21 protein-coding genes are annotated in these 25,786 nt (G+C 73.7%); 10 read left to right on the top strand and 11 right to left on the bottom strand.

Annotation, left to right across the window (positions count from 1 at the left end; genetic code table 11):
- The first annotated feature begins 11 nt into the window (after positions 1–11).
- Together ACQP10_RS33645 and ACQP10_RS33640 are read left to right on the top strand one after the other, a co-directional pair.
- The gene (locus ACQP10_RS33645) at positions 12–731 is read left to right on the top strand and encodes a WecB/TagA/CpsF family glycosyltransferase (protein WP_392572233.1); all 720 of its coding nucleotides are present in this window, start codon (positions 12–14) and stop codon (positions 729–731) included.
- A gap of 117 nt (positions 732–848) precedes the next feature.
- Positions 849–1,499, top strand: a complete 651-nt coding sequence (locus ACQP10_RS33640) for a TetR/AcrR family transcriptional regulator (protein WP_433540341.1) — start codon at positions 849–851, stop codon at positions 1,497–1,499.
- 47 nt (positions 1,500–1,546) lie between these two features.
- On the opposite strand, the gene ACQP10_RS33635 is transcribed toward ACQP10_RS33640, so the two are convergent.
- The 8 genes from ACQP10_RS33635 to ACQP10_RS33600 form a co-directional block, all read right to left on the bottom strand.
- Positions 1,547–3,214 (bottom strand): sigma-70 family RNA polymerase sigma factor, encoded by a 1,668-nt coding sequence (locus tag ACQP10_RS33635; RefSeq protein WP_433540340.1) that lies wholly within the window; start codon positions 3,212–3,214, stop codon positions 1,547–1,549.
- On the bottom strand, positions 3,215–4,960 hold the full coding sequence (locus ACQP10_RS33630) for a ricin-type beta-trefoil lectin domain protein (RefSeq protein ID WP_433540339.1): 1,746 nt from the start codon (positions 4,958–4,960) through the stop codon (positions 3,215–3,217). It lies immediately after the preceding gene.
- A gap of 285 nt (positions 4,961–5,245) precedes the next feature.
- Positions 5,246–6,151, bottom strand: coding sequence for a sulfotransferase (locus ACQP10_RS33625; RefSeq protein WP_179825596.1), 906 nt, complete (start codon positions 6,149–6,151; stop codon positions 5,246–5,248).
- A complete protein-coding gene (locus ACQP10_RS33620) occupies positions 6,148–7,722 on the bottom strand; it encodes a lipopolysaccharide biosynthesis protein (protein ID WP_433540338.1) in 1,575 nt (524 codons plus the stop codon). Before ACQP10_RS33620 ends, ACQP10_RS33625 begins: the two co-directional genes overlap by 4 nt.
- Positions 7,723–7,814: 92 nt before the next feature.
- Positions 7,815–8,627, bottom strand: coding sequence for a sulfotransferase family protein (locus ACQP10_RS33615; RefSeq protein WP_312873523.1), 813 nt, complete (start codon positions 8,625–8,627; stop codon positions 7,815–7,817).
- Between the two features lie 129 nt (positions 8,628–8,756).
- Positions 8,757–9,758, bottom strand: coding sequence for a hypothetical protein (locus ACQP10_RS33610; protein WP_433540337.1), 1,002 nt, complete (start codon positions 9,756–9,758; stop codon positions 8,757–8,759).
- Positions 9,755–11,089 (bottom strand): hypothetical protein, encoded by a 1,335-nt coding sequence (locus tag ACQP10_RS33605; RefSeq protein ID WP_433540336.1) that lies wholly within the window; start codon positions 11,087–11,089, stop codon positions 9,755–9,757. The genes ACQP10_RS33610 and ACQP10_RS33605 overlap by 4 nt, the downstream gene beginning before the upstream one ends.
- On the bottom strand, positions 11,086–11,973 hold the full coding sequence (locus ACQP10_RS33600) for a Wzz/FepE/Etk N-terminal domain-containing protein (protein WP_179825590.1): 888 nt from the start codon (positions 11,971–11,973) through the stop codon (positions 11,086–11,088). Before ACQP10_RS33600 ends, ACQP10_RS33605 begins: the two co-directional genes overlap by 4 nt.
- Before the next feature lie 833 nt (positions 11,974–12,806).
- Between ACQP10_RS33600 and ACQP10_RS33595 the strand changes: the two genes are divergently transcribed.
- Positions 12,807–13,877: a hypothetical protein gene (locus tag ACQP10_RS33595; protein WP_433540335.1), complete on the top strand. Its 1,071-nt coding sequence runs from the start codon at positions 12,807–12,809 to the stop codon at positions 13,875–13,877.
- Here ACQP10_RS33595 and ACQP10_RS33590 read toward each other — a convergent pair.
- From ACQP10_RS33590 to ACQP10_RS33580, 3 genes are all read right to left on the bottom strand, one after another.
- Positions 13,761–14,714 (bottom strand): sulfite exporter TauE/SafE family protein, encoded by a 954-nt coding sequence (locus ACQP10_RS33590; RefSeq protein ID WP_399501741.1) that lies wholly within the window; start codon positions 14,712–14,714, stop codon positions 13,761–13,763. The genes ACQP10_RS33595 and ACQP10_RS33590 overlap by 117 nt on opposite strands.
- Before the next feature lie 30 nt (positions 14,715–14,744).
- Complete coding sequence (cysC, locus tag ACQP10_RS33585; protein ID WP_179825586.1) at positions 14,745–15,986, bottom strand: adenylyl-sulfate kinase; 1,242 nt, start codon at positions 15,984–15,986, stop codon at positions 14,745–14,747.
- 115 nt (positions 15,987–16,101) lie between these two features.
- On the bottom strand, positions 16,102–16,830 hold the full coding sequence (locus tag ACQP10_RS33580; RefSeq protein WP_179825585.1) for a class I SAM-dependent methyltransferase: 729 nt from the start codon (positions 16,828–16,830) through the stop codon (positions 16,102–16,104).
- 152 nt (positions 16,831–16,982) lie between these two features.
- On the opposite strand from ACQP10_RS33580, the gene mfd reads away from it, so the two are divergent.
- From mfd to ACQP10_RS33545, 7 genes are all read left to right on the top strand, one after another.
- Complete coding sequence (gene mfd, locus ACQP10_RS33575) at positions 16,983–20,552, top strand: transcription-repair coupling factor (RefSeq protein WP_433540334.1); 3,570 nt, start codon at positions 16,983–16,985, stop codon at positions 20,550–20,552.
- Positions 20,553–20,678: 126 nt separating this feature from the next.
- Positions 20,679–21,293, top strand: a complete 615-nt coding sequence (locus tag ACQP10_RS33570; protein WP_179825581.1) for a SurA N-terminal domain-containing protein — start codon at positions 20,679–20,681, stop codon at positions 21,291–21,293.
- A gap of 10 nt (positions 21,294–21,303) precedes the next feature.
- The gene (locus ACQP10_RS33565; RefSeq protein ID WP_433540333.1) at positions 21,304–22,281 is read left to right on the top strand and encodes a MazG family protein; all 978 of its coding nucleotides are present in this window, start codon (positions 21,304–21,306) and stop codon (positions 22,279–22,281) included.
- Between the two features lie 77 nt (positions 22,282–22,358).
- Positions 22,359–23,636, top strand: a complete 1,278-nt coding sequence (gene eno, locus ACQP10_RS33560; protein WP_179825578.1) for a phosphopyruvate hydratase — start codon at positions 22,359–22,361, stop codon at positions 23,634–23,636.
- Positions 23,637–23,758: 122 nt separating this feature from the next.
- Complete coding sequence (locus ACQP10_RS33555) at positions 23,759–24,181, top strand: FtsB family cell division protein (RefSeq protein WP_312873521.1); 423 nt, start codon at positions 23,759–23,761, stop codon at positions 24,179–24,181.
- Positions 24,182–24,222: 41 nt separating this feature from the next.
- Positions 24,223–24,774 carry a DUF501 domain-containing protein gene (locus ACQP10_RS33550; RefSeq protein ID WP_179825576.1) on the top strand — a complete coding sequence of 184 codons (552 nt, stop codon included), beginning with the start codon at positions 24,223–24,225 and terminating at the stop codon, positions 24,772–24,774.
- Positions 24,771–25,730, top strand: a complete 960-nt coding sequence (locus ACQP10_RS33545; RefSeq protein ID WP_179825574.1) for a Ppx/GppA phosphatase family protein — start codon at positions 24,771–24,773, stop codon at positions 25,728–25,730. Before ACQP10_RS33550 ends, ACQP10_RS33545 begins: the two co-directional genes overlap by 4 nt.
- Positions 25,731–25,786: the final 56 nt, after the last annotated feature.

Here is a 25,786-nt window from a genome sequence, read left to right as displayed (position 1 = left end):
CGATCGACCCGATGACCGAGGGGGAGGTCGTCGACCACGTGGTCGGCGCGCTGAAACGCGGCGAGGGCGGCCACCTCGTCACCCCCAACATGGACATCGCCTGGACCGCCGCCCACGACCCCGGGGCGCGCGAGCTCGTCGAGCGGGCCGACCTGTCGATCGCCGACGGCATGCCGCTGGTGTGGGCGGCCAGGCTGCTCGGCACACCCCTGCCGGCGAGGGTCGCCGGGGCCGACCTGATCTGGTCGCTGTCGGAGGCGGCCGCCTTCTACCGCCACCCGGTCTACCTCCTCGGCGGCCCGCCGGGGGTGGCCCGGCAGGCGGCCGACCGGCTGGTCCGGCGCCATCCCGCGCTCGTCGTCGCGGGCACGCAGGCTCCGCCGTACGGGTTCGAGACGGACCCCGGCGGCCACGACGAGATCAGGGAGGCGCTGGTGGCCGCCGCGCCCCGGCTGGTCTTCGTCGGGCTCGGCTTCCCCAAGCAGGAGCGGCTCATCGCGCGGCTCCGGGACGACCTTCCCGGCACCTGGTTCGTGGGGTGCGGCTCGGCCATCGCGTTCGCGGCCGGGGCGACGCCCCGGGCACCGGTGTGGATGCGGGGGGCGGGGCTGGAGTGGCTGTTCCGCCTGGTTCACGAGCCCGGCCGGCTTGCCCGCCGCTACCTCCGCCACGACCTGCCCTTCACGCTCCGGCTCCTGGGCTCCTGCCTCCTGCGCCGGCTCTTCTCCTGAGCACCGCCTCCCGGCCGGTCCGGCCACGTTCCCGGGCTCCGCGCCCCGGGTGAACCAGGTCAACCGGGCTCCGTGTCCCGGTTGACCTGGTTCACCCGGCCGAACTAGCTTTTACTCATGCGAGTAAGCCAGGCAGGTGAGGGGCGCTCGCTCGCCGCGACCGCCCGCCGCGCGCAGATCGTGGCGGCGACCATCGAGACGATCGCCGAGCTGGGCTACCCGCAGACCTCCTTCGCCCGTATCGCCGAGCGGGCCGGGCTGAGCAGCACCCGGCTCATCTCCTACCACTTCGCGGGCAAGGACGAGCTGATCGGCGCGGTCGTCACCGAGGTCCACCAGGCGATCGGGCGGTTCATGACCGAACGGCTGGCCGGCCGGCCCGACGCCCGAAGCGCGCTACGGGCCTATATCACCGGCGTGGTGGAGTTCGTCGCCGAACACCGGGCGCAGATGCAGGCCCTGATGGAGATCTTCCTCGACTTCCGCGGGCAGGACGGCGACGGCGGCTCCTACGACGCTGCGACCGAACGGCAGGTCCTCGGCTCCCTTGAGGAGATCCTGCGCTGGGGGCAGGCCACCGGCGAGTTCCGCGACTTCGACACCTTCGTGATGGCCGCGACCGTCCAGCGGTCCGTGGACGGCCTGCCGTTCCTGCTGCGAACCGAGCCTGACCTCGACCTCTCCCACTACGCGGACGAGCTGGCGACCATCTTCGACCTCGCCACCCGGAACCGGCACCCCCTCTCCGAAGGAGAGGACGCCCGGTGAACGGACGCGGTCCGGCTCGTGGGCGTCGCCCCGCACGCCTCCGCGGATCAGTCGTCCACGAGGGTGACGCGCTGATCGGCTGAGCCCGTGTAGGGGCCGTAGAGGATGAACGCCGTCGGCGGACGCTTGCCGGCGAACTCCTTGCCGATGGACAGCGCCTTGCCGGAAGGGACGCTCACCAGCCGGCGCACGCCGTCGCTGAAGGCCGGGCGGTGCCAGCGCTGGGCCGGGACGGAGGCGCATGGCCTGATCCGGACCGCGAGCATGCCGCCGCCGTTGAAGGCGACGGTGTCGTACCGCTCACCGGCGGCCAGGCAGCGTCCGCTGACGACGTTGACGAGCTGGAACCGCTGGGCGCCGCCCCGCGTGCGCCAGGCCGTACGCGGGTCGGCGCACGGCAGCGCCGCCACCAGCCCACCCGCCGCACCGACGCATCGGCCCGCGTGGGCGATCCGGGTGCCCGGCCGGGGAGTGGGCTCGCGGGGGGACCGCGACGCGGGTCCCGGGGTCGTCACGCGGACGGCCGGGGTTCTCCCGCGGGAGGGAGCCTTGGTCCTCACGCGGGTGGGCTCGGGTGCCCGGGTCCTCACGCGGGTGGGCCTCGGGGTGGGTGACGCGCCCGGCGCGGGAGCGGCGACCTGCGCGGACGGGGAGGGAGCCTGGTCCGGTGGCGGGTTGAACACGGCCACGGTCACGGCCACGGCGGCGATGATCGCCGTCGCCCCCGACACCGGGATCACCCAGCCCGGCATCGCGGCCCCCTTCGGCGTGGCGACCGGCGTCCCGGCCCCCGCCCCGGTCGGCGTCCCGGCCCCTGTCGTGCCCGGCGTCCCGGTCCCTGTCGTGCCCGGCGTCCCGGTCCCTGTCGTGCCCGGCGTCCCGGTCCCTGTCGTGCCCGGCGTCCCGATCCCTGCTCCGGTCGGTGTCCCGGCTCCCGCCGTGCCCGGTGTCCCCGCTCCCGCCGCGATCCACTTCTCCGCTCCCAGGGCGAGCGGGAACAGGGCGATCGGCAGCGCCGCGCGGAGTGTGGCGTTGAGGTCGAGCAGCTCCGCGTGCGCCCGGGCGCAGCTCGCGCAGGACTCCAGGTGCCCGCGCAGCGCCCGCGGAAGACGGCCGGTTCTCTTGCGCACGACCGCCGCCAGCGGCTCGGCGTACTCCCGGCAGCGAGGCGACGCGCCGGACGCGTACGCGGCCAGGTACGCCCTGCGCAGCCCCTCGCGGGCGCGGAAGGCCAGCACGCCGACGTTGCCGGGAGTGATGCCGAGGATCTTCGCGACCCGCTCGGGCTCCTCGTCCTCGATCAGGGTGTGCCAGAGCACGGTCCGCCAGCGTGCGGGCAGCGAGCGGTAGGCGTGGGTCACGAGATCGTCCGGCGGCTCTGGAGCGGCCGTCGTGAGGTCGTCCTCGCGGAACTCGTCGGTCAGGACGAACCGCTGATCGGAGCGCGCCCACTCCGCCGCCGTGTTGCGGACCACCGCGTACAGATAGGGACGCCAGTCGCCGGTCGGACCGGCCGGGCCGTTCCGGACGGTCCGCAGGGTCCGCGCGAACGCCTCGCTGGCCAGGTCCTCGGCGGTGTGCGGATCCTGGCACAGGCGGCGGGCGAAAGCGATGACGGCCGGATGGTGCCGCTCGTACAACTCGGAGACGGCACGATCGTCCCCGGCCCTGACCATTCGGGTCAGGGCCAGATCATCACTTTCCGGGTTGATCATTTACCTGATTGTAAATTTGACGGAATCCTTCTGGTACGCGGCTTTGGCGTAGACGCCGGCGGGCTTGGCGGAGGAGGCGATGAGCCGGGTGGCCTTCGTGGTCGCGCTCTTCAGCGTGATCGAGCCGCCGGCCTTCTCCAGCAGCCAGCGCTGTCCCCTGGCGGCCCCGCTGCACCTGACCAGGACGACCGGGCGCTTGCCGCCGCTGACCTTGCCGAGCGCCATGCAGCGGTTCTGGCGGCGCACCTGCACGTGCTCGCCGACCGTCACGACGTTCCACCTGGCGCCGCAGGCGCCGAGGCGCACCCTGGTGCCTGACGAGGTCAGGCAGGTGCCGTACGTGGTCCTGAACCGGACGTTGCGGCCCCGCACGGGAGCCTCGGCGGGGGCGGGGTCGAGCGACTCGACCGGGCCCGACGTGACGGCCGGCTCCGGAACGGAGGTCGGCGTCGCGGTCGGCCGAGCGGTCGGTCCGGCGGTCGGGCGGGTGGTCGGCGAGGCGGTCGGCCGGGTGGTCGACTGTGACGTGGCCGTCGGGGCCGGGGTGCTCGGCCGGGTGGGTGAGGAGGCCAGGCCGCCCAGCAGCTCGGCCACGAACTCACCCTTGCCGTCGCGTACCACCGCTCCGCCGTCACGGTTGTCCTTGACGGCCGGCTTCCCGCCGGCGCGGCTGGTGAAATTGGTCCTGTCCTGACCGGCGTCCGGCAGCCACTGCTGCGCCTTGTCCTTCTTCGCGCACGGGCCGGTGACGACGGTGTCCGCCATGGTGAGGCAGTGGCCGGTCGCCGCGTTGCGGATCGTGAGGTACCCGTCGTCGTCGATGCCGCGCTGCCACGTCTGCGCGGAGCCGTCCGTGCACGCGCGCTGCACGACCTGTGCCGCGCTCCCGTCGAGGCATCTGCCGCCGTCCACCACCCTGATGCGGAACCGCCACACCGGGCTCGGCTGGTCCTGGATCAGGTACGGGCTGAACGCGACGTTCCTGATCCTCTCCAGCTCCGGCTGCCGTACCGGCGTCGGCTCGAAGTAACGGAAGTCGTCGATCCGGCACGAGTCGAGGTGGTAGTTGGACGCGGGGTCGCTCGTGCACTCCTTCCGGGTGCCCATGTTCCGGCAGACCGGGTCGTTGCCGTTCACGCCGCCCCCGTCGCAGTGCGAGAGCCCGAAGCTGTGGATCAGCTCGTGGGTGAGCCCGGCCTCGCTCCAGCACCAGCGCGGGAGGATGACGTTGCCGGTGCTCAGGCCGGCGTTGGCACCGCCGCCCGTGCAGGAGTCCGTGATCTCGTTGTCCCTGACGAGGTACAACGGCTTGACCCGGTTGGTCTGCCAGAGCGTACGCACCAGGGCCGGCTGGGAGGCGAGGTTCTCGGCCATCGCCTTGCCCATCTCGGCTCGGTTGCGACCCTTGGTGAACGGCAGCTTCGCCACCACCGGACGGCAGTCACCGTCCTGCACGAACCGGATCCGCCGGGAGACCCCGAACCGCTCGGCGCTGGAGTCGACCGTCTGGTCGGTCTCCCAGATGGTGTTCAGCAGGGCGGCGCTGTCGGCCTCCCAGGCGTCCTGCCCGGGTTGGTGGACGTAGATCGGCAGCACCCAGCCCTTGTCCTCGGCATCCACCCCGTCACAGGCGAACCGCGACTGGGCCGCCGGAGCCGCCGCCACGGCGGGCGACGGCGCCGCCAGGCCCGCCCCGCCCATCGACAACAGCAGCGCCGCCATGAGGATGGATCTCAACTTGCTCAATCCGAGCTCCTTTCGTTCACAGAGGAAGGAGTCCGGCCGTTCGCCTGGATTACGCGGCTTCAGAAATTTTTCGGTCCCGTCGTGGTTCCGTGGCGTTCGAGACGGTCGCACGTGTGGCGTGGGAGCCGAGGGGGCTCGTCGCCGGCCATGCCGGTGACCGCCCTCCTTCCGGGCGGCCACGGCCGCTCGTGCGGTGACCGGCCATGCGGTGGCCGCCCGTGCGGTGATCGTCCGTACGGTGGCCGCTCGTGCGGTGGCCGGCCGTGCAGTGGCCGGCCGTGCGGATCAGGGAGCGGCCAGCCGCCTGACCCGGTGGGCCTCCTCGCGGCTCAGCCGCGCCGCGGCCGCGGCCGCCGCCCGCCGGGAGTCCATCGGGCGGTACGCGGTGCGGGACAGGCCGCTCCAGGCGAAACCGCCGCCCGGCCGCCCGGCGGACGCGGTGCAGGCGTGGGAGACGCGGCGTTCGGCGCGGGAGGACCAGGTCAGGCCCGCCCAGTCGTACAGGCCGCGGAAACCCCGCACCGGGTCGGCGGCCAGCTCCTCGTAGCTCACCAGCAGGATGCCGGGGTGCCGCGCGGCGAGGGCGACGGCGACGTCCCGGGCGGCCCGCCACAGGGCGACGGTCGTCGTCACCGGGTCCCGGCAGTCCGCCAGCGTGCGCAGCTCCGCCAGGCACGGGTGGTCGCGGACCAGCAGCGGCTGCCCGAGCAGCTCCCGGGGGCTGACCGCCCAGCCGAGCCGCCGCCAGCTCCCCACCAGCCCCACCGGGTCGCGGAGCAGCAGGATCACCCGGCAGCCCAGCCGCTCGGCGAACCAGCCGGCCGAGAACAGTGCGAAGGGATCGTCCAGCAACGCCCGCCGCCCGGCCAGCCTGCCCAGCGTGAACGCCGTGCCGTACCGGACCAGCCGTGCCAGGTCGTACGGCGAGCGGTTACGGCGCAGCTCGGCCAGGAATCGGTAGCGCAGCGCGACGGTGTCGGCGAAGGCACGCAGCCAGACCGCCTCGTTGTCCGGGCAGATGTACTGGAACCGGTGGGTCACGCGGGCGTCGAGCACCCCCGGGCAGCCGCCGGGCGGATGCCCGGGGTTCAGCGGCTCGTTGACGTAGACCAGCTCGCCCCCGGCGGCGAGCATCTTGCCCGTCCAGCTCGTGCCGCTCCTCGGCAACCCGGTCACCAGCACGGGCGTCATCGGCGGCCTCCGGCTCGGCGGCCCGGCTCCCCGCCGGCACCACGCTCCGCGGCACTGCCCGGACCATGACCCGGATCCCTGTCCGCATCGTGGTCTGTGGCGTGGCACAGGTCCCCGTCCGCCCCGCGGTCCGCGTCGTTCATGTCCGCGGACGCGGGCGGGGAGGCCGTACGGCGCGGCGGACGCCACGGTGTCAGCGCGGCGACGCTGTGCGCGCCGAAGGGGCGCAGGCCGTAGCGCCGGTGGATCCGCCACAGCGGGAGCAGGTTCTTGACCAGCGTGCCCCCGGACCAGCCGAGGGCGGCGCCGAGCACGCCCGCGGAGGGCACCAGCAGCACGTCCAGCGCCACGGTCGTCGCGACGGCCGCCACCAGGTTGGCCAGGCTGGAACGGGTGTGCCCGGCCGCGGACAGCGCCATGTCGGCCATGCCGCAGGCGGTGGCGGCCATCATCGTCCCGGCCAGCACGAGCGCCACCGGCACGCCGGAGGCGTAGCCGTCGCCGAACACGCCGAGCAGCCACGGCGCGAACGCGGCGTAGCCCAGCCAGATCGGCCAGGTCGGCACGACCAGCCACATCGTGGCCGACTGGTACAGCGCGCGGGCGCGCGGCAGGTCTCCTCCGGCCAGCGCGCGCACCAGTCCGGGCTGCACCGCCTGGGCCAGCCCCTGCCCGGCGAGCTGTCCCACGACCTTGAACCGGGTCGCCGCGGTGTAGACGGCCGCCTCCGCCGGGCCGGCGAGCGCCGCGACGACCAGGACGTCCAGCCGTTGGAAGACCGACTGGAGCGCGGCGGCGGCCGACCGGGGCCAGGTGTCGCGCCACAGGTCGAGCGCGGCGCCCGGCGGGCGCGGTCCGCGCGGCAGCCGCCGGCGCAGCCAGAGCGCGGCCGTCGCCAGGACCACCGCGTACGGCCAGGCCCAGGCCGCCGCGAGCGCCGTGAGCGTGACGGCGTCCACTGGCTCCACGGTGTTCACGAAGGCCCCGGTGTTCACGGCGGCCGGCGCGGGGCCGCCCGCGCCGGTGTGCGCGGCCCAGAGGACCAGTGTCACCCCGGCGAGCTGGGCCGACGGCAGGAACAGGCCGGTGAGCAGGACGGTGGGCCGCATCGCGCCGAACCCGCGGGTCGCGGCCACCGCGACGTCCGCGCACACCACCGCCGGCAGCGCGGCGGCCAGCACACGCGACGCGGGGTCGGCCGGGCGGAGGACGGCGACGGCGGCGACGGCCAGCGAGAGCGCCGCGACCGGGACGAACGCCGCGCGGACGTAGCCGCGGGCGGGGCCGTACCCCAGGGGGCGTGACCGGGCGATGAGACGGACCAGTCCGTTTCCGGCGTCCAGGCGCAGGATCCCGGCGGCGGTCAGGCACAGCGCCGTCGAGGTGAAGAACGCTCCCGCCGTCTGCCGGTCCGTCCCCCGGGTGACCAGCACGACCGTCGCGAACTGCGCGGCGGCGCCCACACCGGCCCCGGCCAGGCCCGCCAGCCCGGCCCGCGCCGTCCCGCGCATCGAGCCCGGTCCACCCGGTGCGGTGCGGTCCGGCGGGCGCGGGGAGGTCAGCGCGGCCACGACGGACTTCCGGCGGCCGGTCCGGGAGCGTGGGACGCGGATGCGCGGGACGGCGCGGGACGGGCCAGCGTCATCGTGCGGCCCGGGTCGGGTCAGCGCCGCCATGACGGCTCCGCGCCGAGCCACGGTGAGAGCCGGGCGTCGGGCTCCTCGAAGCGGCCGGCCAGCTCGCGGCGGAGCGGCCCGGGCATCGGGGCGGGCCGCGGCCGGGCGTTGTGCCGTTCGAACCGCGGGTCGCCGAGGTGCGGCAGGCCGAGGAACTCCAGCACCCGGTCGTAGACGACCTCCGGATCGGCGAAGAACCGCCCGCTGTCCAGGACGAGCAGCCGGTCCCGGCCGAACAGGGGCTCCAGGCGGGCGAGCTGCTCGGCGTAGCGGCCCCGGGCGAGGTAGGCGTGGTGGCGGTGGGCGTGGCTCACCGAGTGCGGGCAGGCGCGCAGGGCGTCCTCGGCCCCGGCCAGCCGCTCCTCCTCCAGCTCCACCGCGCGGGCGAAGTCGGGCTCGGTCTCGAAGCCCCGGGCCAGCTCGTGGGCGTGCGCGGAGAAGGCGCGCTCGACGGGGTCGCGGACCAGCACGATCAGCTTCACCCCGGGCAGGTCGCGGGCGATCCGGGGTCCGGCGAGCGGGTGGAACAGGTAGTAGGGGGACGACTCGAACGCCTGGGGGCGGCAGCCGTACCGGTGGGCCAGGCGCGCGGTCCGGGCCCGGAGCGGGAAGTGGGCGCGGTACCACGGAAGCCCCCGGTCGTAGGCCACGTCGAAGTAGTGGACGCCCTTGTGGAGCACCGGTTTGAGGATCAGCGGATGCCGCGCCAGCGCCCGGTACAGCGAGGTGGTGCCACAGCGCTGCGCCCCGATGATCAGGAAGGACGGCAGGAGCCGCTGCCCGGCGGTCAGTCGTCCCACGGCACGGGACACGGCATGGGCCGGGCGCTTCACCCCGGGGATCACTGCGAACTCCTCTGCGTGTGGGGATCAGGTCGGAAATCCCCCTCCTGCCGGAAGGGGGTGGCCTCAGGCGAGGGCCTCCTCGCCTCAGATGAGGGTCTCCTCGAAGTCGACGGCGGGGCCGAGCCACCGGCCGGGCGGGCCGAGGGGGGAGTGCCCGTCGGCGGCGTGCCGGTCGGCCAGGGCGATGAGGTAGCGGGCGGCGGTCAGCCTGGCCTCGGCCGCGGTCAGCCCGAACGGCGCCAGGACGCGCAGCGCACGGGCCACGCAGGCGCGGGCCGCGGTTGCGGGGTCGGTACGGCGCAGCGCGTGCTGGAAGAAGTGGTGGACGGCGTCGAAGCCGAGCGGCACCCCGGTGGCGAACCGCTCCCAGTCCCACACCAGCAGCCGCCCGTCCGGACCGCGCGCGATGTTCCACGGTGAGAAGTCGCCGTGCCAGGCGAACCCGTCCGCTCCGCCGGCCTCGCCGTGCCGGGTGAACCCGTCCGGTCCGCCGTCCCGGCCGTCCCGGTGGATCCGGCCGAGGCGGCTGATCTCGGCGACCGCCCCGACGAGCAGGTCCTCGGGCACGGGGCCGCGCCGTACGGGCAGCGGGGACAGCGCGAGCACGGACAGGCCGCGCCACGTCCCGTGGTGCAGCACGACCGGGGGGACGACGGTCTTCAGCGGCACGTCCGCCAGCAGGCCGAGCGTCCGGGCCTCGTGCGCGACGAGGGCGCGGGCGCGGTCGGTGTCGCCGATCTTCACGAAGGCGGCCGGGCCGTCCGGGGTGCGGGCCTCCAGGATCGGCTTGCGGTTGGCCCGCCGGGCCGGGCGGACGTGCAGCACGACCTGGACCGGCGCGCTCAGTGCCTCACCGAGGTAGGTCTCGATGGTGTCCTCCCCGGAGGGCACCATGACCCTCCGGCCGGGGTGCCACCACCGCCGCGGCGCGAGCCTGCGGGGGAGCAGGGGGTGCGGGAGCAGGCTGTAGGGGCGGATCTCGCCGGCGCCGGGGAACAGCAGTCGGACGGTCCGGTCGAGGTAGCGCAGCCGGGCGCGGGCGTCGCCGGCGCGGCCCGCCCGGGGCTCGGTCCGGGGGCTGGTCAATCGAACACGCCTCCTCCGCGGACGACCGGCCCGGGACGGCCGGGGGACGGTGCGCCGGTCTGGTTCCGCCACAGGAGCGCGAAAGAGACCAGGTACAGGCCGAGCGGTGTGACCAGCCCGTCGTAGACGAACATGTAGAGCAGGGTGAGGATCATCACCAGGACCCCGGCCATCCCGATCGGGCTCCGGTCGCGCCAGTGGCGGCGGACGGCTCCGGCGAAGAAGGCCACGTACAGCGCGGCCCCGGTGAACCCCTGCGTGATCATCAGGTGCCAGAGCTGGCCGTCGCTGCCCAGCGGGGGGTGTCCGCAGGTGTCGCACCAGTCGGTCTTCCCGGTGGTGATCGTGCGGTGGTTGCCGGTGGCGTTGCGGGTGTTGCCGTAGCCGATCACCGGGGAGGTGCGTGCGGCGGTGACGGTGGCCGAGACGGTGAAGGCGCGGATGTCGTTGCTGTGCGGGTTGTCCAGGCGCTGGGCGACCATCGTCCGCAGCGGGGAGAGCAGGAACGCCAGCGCCGCCGCGGCGACGGCTGCGCAGAGCACGGCGCGGGTCCGGCCTCCCAGGCGCAGAAGCAGGTAGGCCACGCCGACGCCCAGGCCGATCCACAGGCCCCGGTTGAGGGAGTAGACGATCGGCACGGCGGCCAGCGCGAGCAGCGGCGGCACGGCCAGGCGCCGGCGCGGCCCGCCGTACACCCACCAGCCGACCACGAACCAGACGAGCAGCACCGAGATGTTGCTGCCCCAGGCGTTGGCCCACTCGAAGGGCGCCTCCGGGCGCGGGGAGGCGTGGCCGAGCACCTTCTGCACCTGCGCCGCGGTGGGGTGGATCAGGTTGTGGACGAAGGGGTTGCCGCTGACCGCACCGGGCAGCAGCCGTTCGACGGGCGAGGTGAAGTCGGCGTGCGGGGCGACCACCCCCAGCAGACCGCCCGCGACGGTCGTGACGAACAGCGCGCCCAGCATGCGGACCAGGGTGAGCTGGGGGAGCTCCCGCTCGGTCAGGTTGCCGAGGTAGAGGACCATGATCGTCAATGAGGCGTAGAGGGCCAGGCGCATGAGGTATCCCGCGATCCGCCCGGGGCCGAACTCGCCGTAGGTGCCCGGGGGCATCTCGCCGAGCATGAGCGCGCTGACGAGGTATCCGGCCAGCAGCAGCAGCCAGAGCCCGAAGCCGCGCGGCATCCTGATCGGCCGTCGCCGCCACAGGACCAGCGCCATCGCCGGGGCGAGCGCGATCACCGACAACCCGCCGAGGCCCAGCGCCCACCACAGCGGGTATCCGACCAGCAGCGCGGCGATCGGCCAGGCGGCGCGGTGCGGCAGGCTCACCACCGGGCGGCCGCCTCGCCGGGCGCGGCCAGGCGCCGGGCGCCGGGTCGGGGGCGGGGACGGGGACGGGTGGCCGGGCGCTCGGGCAGCCATCGGGCGAGGCCCGCCCCGGCGAGCAGGCCGGTCATCAGTCCGCTGCCGAGATACAGCGGGGGGCTGGGCGCGCTGGGCCCGGCCGGCGGCACGGCGTCGCTGATCACCGACCCGGGGGTGACGGCGACGGTCCGCAGCGCGTCGTACCGGAGGGTCAGGCTCGCGGACTGGCGGCCCAGGACGTTCTGCCGGTGGGCGGCCAGGGTGCGTTCGGCGGTGCCCCTGGCCAGGCGGGGCAGCGCCTCCGCGCCCGCCGCCAGGCTCGTGTTGACCTGACGCAGCTTGGCCAGGAGCGCCCGCAGCTGTGCGTCGCGCGCCTGCTCGGCCGACTCGCCGCGGTTGGTGAGATAGGCCCTGGCGTAGGCGGACGCCCCGGCGGCGGCGGCGCGAGGATCGGCGGCGGTGTAGGAGAGGCCGAGGACCGAGGTGTTGGGCGGGACGGAGACCTCGACGGGTCCGGGGGAACGGCCGAGCAGGGCGCGGACCCGGGCCGCCACGACCGCGGACTTGGCGATCTGGGCCTCGGTGTCGAGGTTGAGCGGCTCGCGCTGGCGGTTGGTGACCTGGTTGACCTGCTCGGGGAGGCCGGTGGGGGAGACGAGCACCTGCGCGGAGGCGGTGTAGGAGGGCGGGACCACCCGGAGCAGGAGGCCGCCGCAGCCGAGGCCGGCGGTGATGAAGATCAGCAGGATCGGCCACCTGCGGCGGAGCAGGGACGTGTAGTCCGCCAGGTCTCCGCCGGGGCGGCGGGCGGGTGCGCCCGGGAACGGGCTCGGGTGAAACGCCGTCAATCGAACGCACCTCCTTCACGGGGATCGACACGGCCCGGTCGGCGCGGGGCTTCATGAGGGTCGCCGCGCCTGGAAGCCCTTTCCCTCGGGAGGGGGGCCGTTGGCGTGCGCCCCGCTCGGGCGGGTCGGCGCTTGGAGAACCCTAGGAACTATAGGTCGGCTTTTCGGTTTCCCGGACCGATACACAAGATTTTCTTTAGATTGTTCTCGCCTGTAGCGGCGCGATGGCCAGCGTTTATCGGATATTTCCTATTCGCCGCTCTCGCGCGGCTCCGGCGCGTCGCCACCCGCGCCGGATCGTCGTTTCCGCAGGCCGTACGGCCTGTGCCCGGCGGCGGTCCGGTCGGTGGCCGATGACGACGCGGTTCACCGCCGGTGGCGGCGCGACCTGGAGCGGAATCCGGGAGAAAGGGTCGTCAATGCGGTGGTGCGGCCGGTGTGGAATCCGGTTGAAAGGCCCGCGAAGGTCGCGGGAAAAGAATATGGGGGCTGTTTTGGTGGGAATAACGGGTTGTCCGGGTGTTTTGCGGAGAAAGGCGGGATTGGTCGTTTCGAGGGCCCTGGTCCTCGTGGCACTTGCGGCCCTCGGCGCCTGCGGCCCCGCGCCGACCGGGCCGGGGCTCCCGCCGCGCCCCCCGGCGAAGGTCCCGGGAGCATCCGGAACGCCCGGAACCCCGGGAACGCCCGGAACTCCGGAAATGCCAGGAGCCCCCGGAGTAACGCCGCCGGACGCGTGGCCGCCGGAAACGTGGCCATCGGGGACCGGCGCGCCGGAGCCGGAGGCCGCCCGGCCCGACGGCCCACCGGGGTCGCCCTCGCCGGGAGCGCCCTGCGTGGCCACCGCCGTCCTCGTCCCCACCTGCGGGGCGTGGTGGGGCATCGCGCCGGAGGTCTTCACCGGGAGGTCCCCGGCGCGGGCGCTGGAGCGGGCCGAGACCCGCATGGGCCGCCGGGCCGGCATCGTGCACGTCTACCACCGGGGCGCGGAGCTGTTCCCCACCGCCGAGGAACGCTCGATCGCCGCCGGTCCCGGTGGCCCCCGGCTGCTGCTGGTCAACTGGAAGCCGTCCTTCGACCGCACCTGGGCCGAGATCGCCCGGGGTGCGCTGGACCGGCGGATCGACCGGCTGGCCGGGCACATCCGGCGGACCTTCCCCGGGAGGTTCTTCCTGACCGTCCACCACGAACCGGAGAACGACGTGCGTGAGGAGCCCGGCTCGGGGATGACCGCCGCCGACTACGCGGCGATGTTCCGGCACGTGGTGACGCGCCTGCGCGAGCGGGGGGTGCGCAACGCGGTCACCGTCATGACCTACATGGGCGCGCCCAACTGGGCCGTCGCGCCGTGGTTCGCGCGGCTCTACCCCGGCGACGACGTGGTCGACTGGGTCGCCCTGGACCCCTACCTGGACCCCTCCGCCGAGGGCCGGACGGGCTCATCCGCCGGGACCGGTCCCTCTGCCGGGACGGGCTCATCCGCCATGACGGACCACCCCGCCGAGAGCCGAACGGACCCCTCCACGCGGACGGACCCCTCCATACGGACGGACCCCTCCGCCGGGACGGGCGGCTTCGCCGGGCTGGTGGACCGGACGCGCCCGGACGCCGCCGGCTGGCCCGGGTTCCATCGCTGGATGCGGTGGCGCTTCCCGGACAAGCCGATCATGCTCGCCGAGTGGGGCGTGTTCGAGCGTCCCGGCAGGCCCGGCGCCAAGGCGGAGTTCTTCGCCGCGGTCCGCCGGGAGATGCGGCTCTATCCGCAGATCAAGGCGCTGGTGTACTTCGACTCACCGCGCGCGCCGCGCGGCGACACCCGTTTCGACGCCACCGCCGACGCGGCCCGGGCCTTCGCCGGCCTCGTCCGCGACCCCTATCTCGGAGCCACCCCGGTGCCGCAGGAGTGACCAGCCCGCGGCTCCGGCGGCCACCGCCGCGGCGAGGATCCACAGCAGGGCGGCGTTGCCCACGCCGAGGAGCTTCAGCGCCGAGGCCAGCAGCACCACCGCGAGGATCGCTCGGATCACCCCGCCGGGGGCCCGGGAGGAGATCCGCGCGCCGAGGTAGACGCCGGGGATCGAGCCGGCCAGCAGCGAGGTGGTGAGGTCGAGCTGGAAGTCGCCGAACAGCAGGTGGCCCAGGGCGGCCGAGGCGACCAGCGGCACGGCCTGGACGAGGTCGGTGCCGACGAGCTGGTTGGACTTCAGCGCCGGGTAGAGGGCGAGCAGCGCCACGATGATCAGTGAGCCGGACCCCACGGAGGAGATGCCGACCACGATTCCACCGATCGTACCGACCAGTAAGGTCGGGATTGGGCGCACGACGATGGACCCCAGGTCCGCCGAGACGGGCCCTTCGCGCCGCGCCAGCCATGCCTTGGCGACCAGGCCCGCGACGGCCAGCAGCAGCGCGACGCCCAGGGCGTACTTGATCGTCTGCTGGATCGCCTCGCCGTCCCCGAACGCGCGGGCCACCAGCACCCCGCAGAAGGCGCCGGGCACCGACCCCGCGCACAGCCAGCCGACGAGCCGCAGGCTGACCGTGCCGCGCCGCAGGTGGACGAGCCCGCCCACCGGCTTCATCACGGCCGAGGCGACGAGGTCGCTGGAGACGGCGGCCAGCGGCGGCACGTTGAAGAACAGCATCATCATCGGCGTCATGAGCGCGCCGCCGCCCATGCCGGTCAGCCCGACGATGATCGCGACGAGGAAGGACCCGAGGGCCAAAGGGAGGTCGATGTCCATGAGCCGCTCACCACTCCTCGCTCGGGGGTCTCAGCGGACCCACCCTCCACGGACCAGCGGATCGAGCACCCGGCCGACGGCGTCCTCGACGGAGACGCCGGTGGTGTCGATGACCAGGTCGGCGTCGTCGGGCTCCTCGTAGGGGTCGGAGACGCCGGTGAACTCGGGGATCAGCCCGGCGCGCGCCCTGGCGTACAGCCCCTTGCGGTCGCGCCGCTCGCACTCCTCCAGGGGCGTGGCCACGTGGACGAGCAGGAAGTCGCCGCCGACGGCCTCGACCATGGCGCGGACCTCGGCGCGGGTCGCGGCGTACGGCGCGATGGGGGCGCAGATCGCCAGCCCGCCGTGCCGGGCGACCTCGGCGGCGACGAACCCGATCCGGCGGATGTTGAGGTCGCGGTCCTGACGGGAGAAGCTCAGCCCCGCCGACAGCAGGCGGCGCACCACGTCGCCGTCGAGGTAGGTCACCGTACGGCTGCCGCGCTCCAGCAGCGCGTCGCGCAGCCCCCGGGCGACGGTGGACTTGCCCGATCCGGACAGGCCGGTGAAGAAGACCACCAGCCCGCGGCGGTGCGGCGGGCCGGGGATGGTCACCGGCTCGGGGCCGGCCAGGTGCTCGGCGGCGCCGTACGCCTCGGCCACCCGCTCGCGCAGCTCCAGGTCGACGGCCGTCTCCTCGCGGGGCGCGAGCGGCACCGCGGCCACGAGCGTGCCCTCCGGCAGCAGGTCGCGGGCGCGCAGCGCGGCGCGGACCACCGCGGGCCCGTCCTCGCCGAACACCAGGGGCAGCAGCAGGACGACCGCGTCCAGCTCCCGGGCGACGGCCCGGATCTCCTCCAGGTCGTCGAGCGGGCCGCGCATGGTGACCGCCAGCGCCGGCCGTCCGGCCAGCTCCTTGCGGACCTCCTCCGGCGTACGGCGCAGCCGGGCGAACGGCCCGTGCTCGGCCGCGCCCAGCGCCTCCACCGGCCCGGCGGCCAGGCCGTCGCGCCGTTCGGTGACGGTCAGCGCGGCCAGCGCGGCGCCCTCGGGGTCGCGGAGCGTGACGCGGTCACCGGGGGCGGCCGGGTGGTCCTCGGGAAGGGCGAGGGTGACGGGCGCCGGCCACGGCGTGCCGTCGGCCAGCGTGCCGTGCCCTGTCACCGCGTGCGCGTCGGCCGGTCCCATGAAGCCGGTGAGCGGGTGGAACGCGCCCGAGAGCAGCAGCTCCAGGTCGGCCAGCTCGCGGGCGTCGGGGGTGTGCTCGTGCGCCGCCGTCGTCTCCGCCGTCATCTCCCCGCCGTCCCCACGCCCATTGCTCCCTGATGTCGACCAACAATTCCGATCGACTTAGTCGGATTTCGCCAGCTTACTCGCAACCGAAGCGCTCGCACCAGCCCGCGGCCGGTCAGATCACCCGGGCGAAGTGGCTGTGCGGGTTGCGGATGACCATGATGATCTCATCGTGCGAGGCCGGCAGTCCGCCCCTTGAGAGCTTCTCCACCGCCGAGCAGGCGAAGGCCACCAGGCCCGCCAGCCGCCCCTTCAGCGCCGGGCCGCTCCGGCACGAGGCGTCGTCGGTGACCATCAGCCCGCGCGTCAGGCAGAAGGAGTGCATCCCCTGACGGGAGGTGACCGGCCGGTAGCGGGCCGGCAGCGGCCCCACGGCGTCCTTCGGGGCGAACCTGCGCCACAGCAGCCGCCGCAGCGGCGCGGGCAGCAGCCGGTCGCACGTGCCGTAGGCCGAGGCCCGGTCACGCATCCGCACCAGCATCAGCCCGCCCGGCCGCAGACCGGTCAGCAGCCGGTCGAGCACCAGCTCGGGATGGTCCAGCCGTTCCAGCAGGAAGGACACGTACACGACGTCGAACGCCCGCGGCGGCACCGGCACCGTCCGCAGGTCTCCGAGCGTCCAGGAATCGAGATCCTTGCGGGCGGAGGTGCTCTCGCGCAGCACCGGCAGATCCTCGTCGATCCCGGTGACGCGCGCCTCCACCCGCCCCAGATCCAGCGGATCCGCCCGGCCGCACCCGGCCATCAGGACGTCGAGCCGCCGCCCCGACAGCCCCGCCCACTGCTCGCGGATGCGCCGACCGAACATGTCGTCGTGACCGACGACCGACCGTACCTCAGACATGTCACCGAGAGTAGTCAACACATGACGATTCGCCGTGCATTTACCACTCTCGACGGAGGACCGGCGTGTGCAAGTAGCCTTGGGAGGTCACCCCCGCGCCCGCCGGCCGGGGGCAGTCGTGTTTTCCGTCGTGGGGCTGTGGGCGAAAACTGATGAGCCTTTCCGGACTGCTGGACCTTGTCGTCTCCGAGCCGAAGCTGGCCTCTCCGCTGGAGAGCGTGCGCGCGGGAGACCTCTCCGACGTGCCGCTGGTCGCTCCACCGGCGCTGCGGCCGTTCGCCGTGGCCGCGCTGGCCCGCGACGGCGCCGAGGGGGGCGGGCGCACGGTGCTCGCGGTGACCGCCACCGGCCGTGAGGCCGAGGACCTCGCCGCCGCCGTCGGAAGTCTCCTCGACCCCGCCACGGTCGCGGTCTTCCCGGCCTGGGAGACGCTGCCGCACGAGCGGCTGTCGCCGCGCAGCGACACGGTGGGCCAGCGGCTGGCCGTACTGCGCAGGCTGGCGCACCCGATCGAGGGCGACGCCGCCGCGGGCCCGCTGCGGGTGATCGTCGCGCCGGTGCGCGCGGTGCTCCAGCCGATCGTGCGCGGCCTGGGCGACCTCTCGCCGGTACGGCTGCGCGCCGGCGACGACGCCGACCTCGACCAGGTCGTCGCGCGGCTCGTGGAGAACGGCTACAACCGCGTCGACATGGTCGAGAAGCGCGGCGAGGTGGCCGTCCGGGGCGGCCTGCTGGACGTCTTCCCGCCGACCGAGGAGCACCCGCTGCGGCTGGAGTTCTGGGGCGACTCGGTGGAGGAGATCCGCTGGTTCAAGGTCGCCGACCAGCGGTCGCTGGAGGCGGCCGAGGAGGGGCTGTTCGCCGCGCCCTGCCGCGAGCTGCTGCTGACCGACGACGTCCGCGCCCGCGCCCGCGAGCTGGCCGAGCGCCACCCCGCGCTCGCGGAGATCCTCGACCAGCTCGCCGACGGCGTCGCCATGGAGGGCATGGAGGCGTTCGCGCCGGTCCTGGCCGGGGAGATGGACCTGCTGCTGGACCACCTGCCGGCCCGGTCGGCGGTGTTCGTCTGCGACCCCGAGCGCATCCGCGGCCGCGCCGACGACCTGGTGCGCACCAGCCAGGAGTTCCTGGAGGCGTCCTGGATCAACGCCGCGTCCGGCGGCGAGGCGCCGATCGACCTGGGGGCGGCGGCGTTCCGCAGCCTGGAGGACGTCCGCGAGCGGGCCGGGGAGCTCGGCCAGCCGTGGTGGTCGATCGCGCCGTTCGGCGCCGGAGCGGACGGCGGGCCCGGGGAGCCCTCCGAGACGGTCCCGGACGGCGGGGCGGTGGTCCTGCCGGCGCACGAGGCCGAGTCCTACCGCGGCGACACCCAGCGGGCGCTGAGCGACATCAAGGGCTGGCTGGACCAGGACAAGGTCGTCGTGCTGCTCAGCGAGGGGTACGGCCCCGCCGAGCGGATGGCCGAGCTGCTGCGCGGCGCGGACATGCCCGCCCGCCTGGAGCGCGACCTCGGCCGCCGGCCGGAGCCGGGGGTCGTGCACGTCAGCACCGGCCTGGTCGAGCACGGCTTCGTCAACTCCTTCCTGGCCGTGCTGACCCACCTGGACCTGGTCGGTCAGAAGGCGTCCACCAAGGACATGCGGCGCCTGCCGTCCAAGCGCCGCAACATGGTCGACCCGCTGCAGCTCAAGGTCGGCGACCACGTCGTGCACGAGCAGCACGGCGTGGGCCGCTACGTGGAGATGGTGCAGCGGACCGTGCAGGGCGCCACCCGCGAGTACCTCGTCATCGAGTACGCCAAGGGCGACCGTCTTTACGTCCCCACCGACCAGCTCGACGAGGTCACCCGCTACGTCGGCGGCGAGTCGCCCACCCTGAACCGGATGGGCGGCGCCGACTGGGCCAAGGCCAAGACCAAGGCGAAGAAGGCGGTCCGGGAGATCGCCGGGGAGCTGATCCGCCTCTACTCGGCCCGGATGGCCTCGCCCGGCCACGCGTTCGGCCCCGACACGCCCTGGCAGCGCGAGATGGAGGACGCCTTCCCCTACGCCGAGACCGGCGACCAGCTCGAAGCCATCGAGGAGGTCAAGCGCGACATGGAGCGCGGCGTCCCGATGGACCGGCTGATCTGCGGCGACGTCGGCTACGGCAAGACCGAGATCGCGGTGCGCGCGGCGTTCAAGGCCGTGCAGGACGGCAAGCAGGTGGCGGTGCTGGTGCCCACCACGCTGCTGGTCCAGCAGCACCTGTCCACCTTCGCCGAGCGCTTCTCCGGCTTCCCGCTGAACGTGCGGCCGATGTCGCGCTTCCAGACCGACGCCGAGATCTCCGCGACCGTCGAGGGCCTGCGCGACGGCGCGGTGGACGTGGTGATCGGCACCCACCGGCTGTTCTCCCCCGAGGTCAGGTTCAAGGACCTCGGACTGATCATCATCGACGAGGAGCAGCGGTTCGGCGTCGAGCACAAGGAGGCCATGAAGCACCTGCGGACCCAGGTCGACGTGCTCGCCATGTCCGCCACGCCGATCCCGCGCACCCTGGAGATGGGCCTGACCGGCATCCGCGAGATGTCGACGATCCTCACCCCTCCGGAGGAGCGCCACCCCATCCTGACCTTCGTCGGCCCCTACGACGAGCGGCAGATCGGCGCGGCGATCCGGCGCGAGCTGATGCGCGACGGCCAGGTCTTCTTCGTGCACAACCGCGTCTCCAGCATCGGCAAGGTCGCCGCGAGGCTGCGCGAGCTGGTGCCCGAGGCCAGGGTCGCCGTCGCGCACGGCCAGATGCAGGAGCACCAGCTTGAGAAGATCATGGTGGGCTTCTGGGAGCGCGAGTTCGACGTGCTCGTCTCCACCACGATCGTCGAGTCCGGGCTGGACGTGCCCAACGCCAACACGCTGATCGTGGACCGGGCCGACAACTACGGCCTGTCCCAGCTGCACCAGCTGCGCGGCCGGGTCGGCCGGGGCCGCGAGCGCGGCTACGCCTACTTCCTGTACCCGCCGGAGAAGCCGCTCACCGAGACCGCCCACGAGCGGCTGGCCACCATCTCCCAGCACACCGAGATGGGCGCGGGCATGTACGTGGCGATGAAGGACCTGGAGCTGCGCGGCGCGGGCAACATCCTCGGCGCCGAGCAGTCCGGCTTCATCGCCGGCGTCGGCTTCGACCTCTACGTCCGGATGATGGCCGAGGCCGTCCAGGAGCAGAAGGCCAAGGTGCCCGGCGTGCCGGCCGAGGAGGCCGAGCGGCCGGAGGTCAAGGTCGAGCTGCCCATCGACGCCCACATCCCGCACGACTACGTCACCTCCGAGCGGCTGCGCCTGGAGGCGTACAAGCGGATCGCCGCCGTCGCCTCCGACGCCCAGGTCGCCGCAGTGCGCGACGAGCTCGTCGACCGGTACGGCAGGCCGCCCCAGCCGGTGGAGAACCTGCTGGAAGTCGCCCGCTTCCGGATCCGCGCCCGTACGGCCGGCCTCACCGACGTCACCCTGCAGGGCCAGAACATCAGGTTCGCCCCGGTGCACCTGAAGGACTCCCAGCAGGTGCGGCTGCAGCGTCTCTACCCCAAGGCGCTGCTGAAGCAGGCGGCCGGCATGCTGCTGGTGCCCGTACCCAAGACCCGGCCGCTCGGCGGGCAGCCGCTGCGCGACCTGGACCTGCTGAAGTGGTGCGGCGACCTGGTCCAGGCGATGTTCCTGGAGGGCGCTCCGAAGGCGTAGGCCCCCGAAGAGGGTCCCCGGGGGAGTCCCCGGGGAGCCTCCCGCGAGGCGGGAGCCCCGCTCCCGGAGGGCTTCCCGCCGGGCGTGACGGTAAGGTAAGCGGCGTTTGTCGTGAAGGGATCGCGTGTGAAGTCGACTCGAGTTCGCGTCATCCTGGCGGTCGCCGCCACCGGTGTCGCTCTGACGGCCTGCTCCCCCTCGCAGGTCGGTGCCGCCGCCGTCGTCGGCGGCGACCGGATCAGCTCCGGCGAGCTGGACCGCAACGTCCAGGAGTACGAGGCCGCGCTGGACAGGGCGGACATGTCCGCGGTGAAGCAGCAGTTCCCCGGCAGCGTCCCGCAGGTGGTGCTCTACCAGCTCGCCACCGCCAGGCAGTACGCCAAGGTCGCCGGGAGCAAGGGCGTCACGGTCACCGAGGGCGAGGTCGACCAGGTGATCAACTCCCAGGGCGGCGCCGCCCAGTACGAGCAGCAGCTCCTGCAGAAGGCCGTGGCGCCCTCGCAGGTGCGCGCCTACACCCGGGCGAGCCTGATGATCACCAAGCTCATGGCCAAGTACGGCGGCGGCGCCGACCAGGAGGCCCTGCAGCGCGGCCAGCAGCAGGTGATCGACGACCTGAGGTCCGTGCCGATCGAGTGGAACCCGCGGTTCGGCAGGATCAACCCGCAGCCGAGCCAGGAGCAGCCGCAGATCTTCACCGCCGAGGACCGCTTCGGCAAGGCGTCGGAGCCGGCTGGGTAACCTCGGGGGCATGCCCCTGATCGTCGTCACCACCTCGCCCCGGGTCGCACCGGGGCTGCTCAGCAGGCGCGCCTGGCAGGTCCTGGAGGAGGGCCCGGTGCTCACTCAGGCGGCCGGCCACCCGCTCCTGCCCTACCTCGCCGAGGCCGGGATCACCGTCGAGGTCGTGACCGCCGACCCCGCCGCCCTGGTCCGGCGGGCGCAGGCGGAGACCGTCGTGTGGCTGGAGGCCGACGAGGCGCTGATGCGCTCGGTCGGCCACGCCGCGCTGGCGCTCGACGAGCCGCCGCTGATCGAGGTCGTCCCGGGCTCCTACGACCTGCCAGGGGCCCGGCTGCTGGACCTGGTGTCGGTGATGGACCGGCTGCGGACCGGCTGCCCGTGGGACGCGAAGCAGACCCACGAGTCGCTGGTGCCGTACCTCCTCGAAGAGGCCTACGAGGTGCTGGAGACCATCGAAGAGGGCGACCGCGCCGCCCTGCGCGAGGAGCTGGGCGACCTGCTGCTCCAGGTGGTCTTCCACGCCCGCGTCGCCCGCGACCGGCCGGACGTCGAGGGCGGCTTCGACATCGACGACGTGGCCGACGCGATCGTCGCCAAGCTGGTCCGGCGTCACCCGCACGTCTTCGCCGACGTCAGGGTCGAGGGCGCCGAGGAGGTCAGCGACAACTGGGAGGTCATCAAGGCCGCCGAGCGCGCGGCCAAGAACGCCGGTGACGCCGGGTCGGTCCTGGACGGCGTCCCGATGGGGCAGCCCGCGCTCTCCCTCGCCGCCCAGCTCCTGCGGCGCGCCGAGCGCGCCGGCGCCCCCGCCGATCTCGACGACTCGGCCGGGGACGACCTCGGGGCCCGGCTCTTCGCGCTGGTACGGCAGGCGCAGGCGGCCGGGCTCGACCCGGAGGCCGAGCTGCGCGCCGCGGCCCGCGCCTACCGTGATCGGGTCCGCGCCTGGGAGACGCGGGACGAGGGCCGCCGTACCGACGGGTAGGACGGCGGTCACCGTGTCGCGGGGCGGGCCTCGATAGGCTTCTGCGGCAAACTGTCCTGCGACTTTAGGAGTGCTTCGTGGCTTCCATCGAGGGCGTCACCGCTCGTGAGATCCTTGACTCCCGGGGCAACCCGACGGTCGAGGTCGACATCCTGCTGGACGACGGCAGCCAGGGCCGGGCCGCGGTGCCGAGCGGCGCGTCCACCGGCCAGTTCGAGGCCGTGGAGCTGCGCGACGGCGACGAGCGCTTCGGCGGCAAGGGTGTCGAGAAGGCCGTCCTCGGCGTGACCGACGAGATCGCCGACGAGATCGTCGGGTTCGACGCCGCCGAGCAGCGCACCATCGACCAGGTCATGATCGACCTGGACGGCACGCCGAACAAGTCCCGCCTGGGCGCCAACGCGATCCTGGGCGTCTCCCTGGCCGTGGCCAAGGCCGCCGCCGACAGCGCCGAGCTGCCGCTGTTCCGCTACCTCGGCGGCCCCAACGCGCACCTGCTGCCCGTGCCGATGATGAACATCCTCAACGGCGGCGCGCACGCCGACACGAACGTGGACATCCAGGAGTTCATGATCGCGCCGATCGGGGCGGAGACGTTCCGCGAGGCCGTGCGGATGGGCACCGAGGTCTACCACGCGCTCAAGGCGGTGCTGAAGGAGAAGGGCTACGCCACCGGCCTGGGCGACGAGGGTGGCTTCGCGCCGAGCCTGCCGTCCAACCGCGACGCGCTGGACCTGATCATGGTCGCCATCGGGAAGGCCGGCTACACGCCCGGCGAGGACGTCGCGCTGGCCCTCGACGTGGCCGCCTCGGAGTTCCACGACAACGGCGTCTACACCATCGACGGCAAGGGCTGCTCGGCCGCCGAGCTGATCGACTTCTACGAGGACCTGGTCGGCTCCTACCCGCTGGTCTCCATCGAGGACCCGCTGGACGAGAGCGACTGGGAGGGCTGGAAGGCCATCACCGAGCGGCTCGGCGGCCGGGTGCAGCTCGTCGGCGACGACCTGTTCGTCACCAACCCCGAGCGCCTGGCCCGCGGCATCGCCGAGGGCGCGGCCAACGCGCTGCTGGTCAAGGTCAACCAGATCGGCACCCTGACCGAGACCCTCGACGCGGTGGACCTGGCCCACCGCAGCGGCTACCGCTGCATGATGAGCCACCGCTCCGGCGAGACCGAGGACACGACGATCGCCGACCTCGCCGTGGCCGTCAACTGCGGCCAGATCAAGACCGGCGCCCCGGCCCGCTCCGACCGGGTGGCCAAGTACAACCAGCTCCTGCGCATCGAGGAACTCCTCGACGACGCCGCCCGCTACGCGGGTCGCGCCGCTTTCCCGAGGTTCCAGGGGTAGGTTCGCCTGTGCGGCTTGCGCCCGGTTTGCCGGGGCACGGGCCGTACGCGAGGGAGGCCGGCCCCCGCGGGTCCGCGCGGGCCGGCCGTACGGACCCCTGGACCCGGGGTGAAGAGAGGCGGGTGGGTGCGTTGGCGAGACGGCCGCAGCTGACGGGGCGGGCCGCGGTGCTGGCGGTCGTGGTGTGCGCGATCGCGATGAGCCTCGCCTACCCGATCCGGGAGTACGTCGCGCAGCGCCGCCAGATCGCCCAGCTGGAGCAGGCGCAGGCCAGGGAGCTGGCCGCGATCAAGGCCCTGGACGACCGCCGCAGGCAGCTCATGGACCCCGGCTACATCAAGAAGACGGCCAGGGAGCGGCTCTTCTACTGCGACCCCGGGCAGAAGTGCTACGTCGTGATGGGTGACGACCGCGCGGCGGAGCGGCGCAAGAGCGCGGCGGGGCCGAAGAAGGCCGTGAAGGCGCCCTGGTACGAGACCTTGTGGCAGTCGGTCGAGGCCGCCGACACCGGCCGGGGCCGGAAGGCGGCCGGGGCCGGGGGATGACCCCGATACCCTTGGTGTCGTCTTTCTCAGGGGGTGTCACGATGGTGGACGATCGCGATGTGGCGGCGGTGGAGCGGCAGCTCGGCCGGACGCCGCGCGGCCTGCGGGCGGTGGCGCACCGCTGCCCGTGCGGGCTGCCCGACGTGGTGGAGACGGCCCCCCGGCTGCCCGACGGCACGCCGTTCCCGACGCTGTTCTACCTCACCTGCCCGAAGGCGGCCTCGGCCATCGGCCGGCTGGAGACCTCCGGCGTGATGCGCGAGATGCAGGCCAGGCTCGCCGACGACCCCGAGCTCGCCCGCGCCTACCGGGCGGCCCACGACGACTACGTCGCCCGCCGCGACAAGGCCGCCGCCGAGGAGGGCCTCGCGCCGCTGCCCCGTGACATGCAGAGCAGCGGGGGCATGCCCGCCCGGGTCAAGTGCCTGCACGCCCTGGTCGCGCACGAGCTGGCGGCGCCGGGGAGCAACCCCTTCGGCCGCGAGGCGCTCGACGCGCTCGGCGAGTGGTGGGCCGACGGGCCGTGCTGCCCCGCCCCCGATCCCGAGCCCGGAGCGGCCCCCGCCTCGACCACCGAACAGGAGACCCCGTGACCCGCGTCGCCGCGATCGACTGTGGCACCAACTCCGTCCGACTGCTGATCGCGGACGTCGCCCACGACACCCTGACCGACGTGGACCGGCGGATGGAGATCGTCCGGCTCGGGCAGGGCGTGGACGAGACCGGCAGGCTCGCCCCCGAGGCCCTGGAGCGCACGTTCGCCGCGATGCGCGGCTACGCCGGGCTCATCGAGCGGCACGGGGCCTCGGCGGTCCGCGTGGTGGCCACCAGCGCGACGAGGGACGCCGCCAACCGGCAGGACTTCGTGGACGGCGTGCGCGGCGTCTTCGGGGTGGAGCCCGAGGTGGTCACGGGGGCCGAGGAGGCGCAGCTGTCCTTCACCGGCGCCACCCACGACCTCGTACGGCTCTCGCCCGAGACCGGCCTGCCGTGCCCGGAGGGCACCCGCCCGCCGTACCTGGTGGTGGACATCGGCGGCGGCTCCACCGAGTTCGTGGTCGGCTCGACGCACGTGGAGGCCGCGCTGTCGGTGGACATCGGCTGCGTGCGGCTGACCGAGCGGCACCTGCGCGGCGCGGCGAGCCCGCCGCCCGCCGAGGTGGTCGAGGCGCTGGTGGCCGACGTCGACGACGCGCTCGACCGGGTCTCCGGCGAGGTCCCGGTGGAGCGGGCGCTCACGCTGGTGGGGCTCGCCGGGTCGGTGACGACGGTCGCGGGAATGGCGCTCGACCTTTCGGAATACGACCCGCGGAAAATTCATCATTCGCGAATTCCGGCGACGCGGGTGCACCAGATCTCCGCGCGCCTGCTGGAGATGACGCACGACGAGCGGGCGGCGGTCCCCGTCATGCACCCCGGCCGGGTCGACGTCATCGTCGCGGGGGCGCTCATCCTCGACCGCGTCATGGAGCGGTACGGCTTCGAGGAGGTCGTGGTCAGCGAACACGACATTCTGGACGGAATCGCCTGGTCTATCGCTAAACCATGACAGACTCTAGACAATTCTCCTATTGATGAGGTATTGAGGGGTCTTTCCGTTTATGG

The sequence above is a fragment of the Streptosporangium sandarakinum genome, from assembly GCF_050942225.1.
Lineage (GTDB): Bacteria > Actinomycetota > Actinomycetes > Streptosporangiales > Streptosporangiaceae > Streptosporangium > Streptosporangium nondiastaticum.
The sequence above is the reverse complement of the archived record's forward strand: the minus strand, read 5'-3'. Positions and strand labels throughout refer to the sequence as shown.